The 2485-nt window shown below is 54.0% G+C and carries 2 protein-coding genes; both read right to left on the reverse strand.

Annotated elements, in window-relative coordinates; all coding sequences use genetic code 11:
* Positions 1 to 1183, reverse strand: a 1183-nt coding sequence (locus TH19_RS22295; RefSeq protein ID WP_114104555.1) for a flagellin N-terminal helical domain-containing protein, incomplete at its 3' end; no start/stop codon positions are given.
* A gap of 346 nt (positions 1184 to 1529) precedes the next feature.
* The coding region (locus TH19_RS22300; protein ID WP_114104554.1) for a flagellin at positions 1530 to 2485 on the reverse strand (956 nt) is incomplete at its 5' end.

Consider the following 2485-nt stretch of genomic DNA (forward strand, 5'->3'; position numbering starts at 1 on the left):
TGGAAGCAAGGTTCTGACCAGCAAAGTCCAGGCGGTTCTGGGAAGTACCCACCGCAGCACGTGCGCGCTGCAAGTCGTCAATCGCGCGGGTCACAACTTCGACTGCGTTCTGTGCCGAAGCAGCAGTGTTGATTGCGTTCGCGCCAAGGTCTTCAAGCGAGCTTTCGGTGCCGGCAGACCCGGTGCCAAGTGCTGCCGCGTCAACCGCGGTCAGGTCAATCGAGAGGCGGTCGTTTGCGGTGTTGCCACCACCAACCTGGAACTCGATGCTGGTTGCCAGCTGCTGACCGTTGTCTGCTGCCATGGTAACAACGTTACCTGTTGCGGAGTTGATGCCGCTGGTGCCAAACGTCGTATCAGTGCCGAAGTCAGATGCGCCAGTGTTGTCGGCGGCAATCGCAGCAACAGAAGCCGAGAAGTTGGTGTTGACCGAGAAGGTCAAACCAAGTTCGTCAAAGTTCAGGGTCGCGCTTTCGCCTGCACTAATCGCTGTCGTTCCGGCCGTTGCAAAATCGGAAACGTCGATCGACTGTGTGCGGTCTGCTGCGCCGTCGATGGTGCTGGTAACGGTCATAATGACCTGGCCACCGGCCGCGTAGTTGATGTTGACTTCAAAGTTGTTGTCAGTGAGGTCGGTGTCGGTGTCGGTTGCCCAGTAGTTGTTGTCAGTGATGGCAAAGTTGTTGAAGCCGTTCACTGGAACAAGCGCTTGACCGGAGCCTGCTGCTGCCAAATCGCCATACTCAATTGCAACGTCACCGCCATTCCCCAACAGCTGAATGCCGTTGAAGTTGGTCGAGGAAGCAATACGGTCGATCTCGGCACGGAGTTCGGGGAATTCGTCGTTCAGGAAGCCGCGCTCGGTATCGGACAGGTTGCCCGAGGAAGACTGAACAGCCAGCGTTTTCATCCGAACGAGGATGTCATCAATGGTCGCCATGCCGCCGTCAGCGATCTGCAGCATTGAGTTCGCCTGGCCAACGTTTACAGTCGCGGTTTTCAGCGCCTGGGTCGTTGCGTTCAGACGTGCACCAATCGCCATGGAAGCGGCATCATCACGTGCAGAAACAACGCGCGTACCAGAAGAAAGCTTTGACAGCGAACGGGTCGCCATTTCGTCAGAAGCAGACAGGTTGCGGTGTGCTACGTTTGCGGCATAGTTGGAAATAATATTAAGAGCCATTTTATCTCTCCTACATGGACAGCTCACAGCGGCTTGGCCGCCATCATTTTTCAGCGTCTTGCTGAAAGCGGGCCTGAAGATCTTCCTGATCAGCAAAACCCAATTGAGTAGGAGAAATATACTTTAGGGTTATGTTCCTGTCCATAAGATTCTTTAGAATCAGCTAATATATAAATATCAAGTACTTAGCTGTTTCTATTCGGTTGTATAGTTATTTTTTGCGCAAGTGTAGGGTGTGATTTGTGTGCATGAAGTAGGGAATAATCGAATCGATTTAATCGATTGGGCGGGCATAAAAAAAGGCGACCCGAAGGTCGCCTTTTTGAAAGATTTGATCTTACCAGAATTACTGGAGCAGACGCAGAAGGTTCTGCGGCATCTGGTTCGCCTGCGCAAGCATGGCAACACCAGACTGAACCAGAATCTGTTTGGAGGTGAAGGCGGTCATCTCGGCCGCGACATCAAGGTCCAGCAGGGTGGAACGCGCTGATTCAGTGTTTTCCTGCGTGGAAGCAAGGTTCTGACCAGCAAAGTCCAGACGGTTCTGGGAGGTACCCACCGCAGCGCGTGCACGCTGCAAGTCGTCAATTGCACGGGTCACAACTTCGACTGCGTTCTGAGCACCAGCTGCCGTATCAATGGCGTTTGTTCCCAGATCAGCAAGCGTTTCCTGACCTGCACCGCCGTCACCAAGGGCTTCTGAGTCAACCGAAGTCAGGTTGATTGACAGGCGGTCGTTTGCGGTGTTGCCACCACCAACCTGGAACTCGATGCTGTTTGCAAGAGTTTGACCATTGTCTGCAGACATGCGAACGGTGGTGCTGCTGACATCAACGCCGCCGCCACCGAAGTCGGTACCAGAACCGAAGTTACTGTCACCTGATGCATCGCCGGCAATGGTCTGCACCGTTGCAGAGAAGTTGGTGTTAACCGTAAAGGTCAGGCCAAGTTCGTCGAAGTTAAGCGTCGCGTTTTCGCCAGCGGCAATCTCTGTGGTGCCGCCACCGGCTGCAAAGTCGGTGACATCGATGGACTGGGTGCGGTCATTGGCGCCACCGCCATCAATGCTCGAGGACACAGTCATAATAACCTGACCACCAGCCGCGTAATCGATGTTCACGGTGAAGCTGCTGTCAGAAAGGTCAGCAGGGTCGTTGGTGTCAGTTGCCCAGTAGTTGTTGTCGGTGATTGCAAAGGCATCGAACCCAAATGCAGGCACGAGGTCTTCACCACCCTGACCGGCAGCAAGATCAGCATAGTTGATTGCAACATCACCACCATTCCCCAGCAACTGAATGCCGT

Origin of the sequence: Thalassospira profundimaris, from assembly GCF_003326675.1 — a bacterium.
Lineage (GTDB): Bacteria > Pseudomonadota > Alphaproteobacteria > Rhodospirillales > Thalassospiraceae > Thalassospira > Thalassospira aquimaris.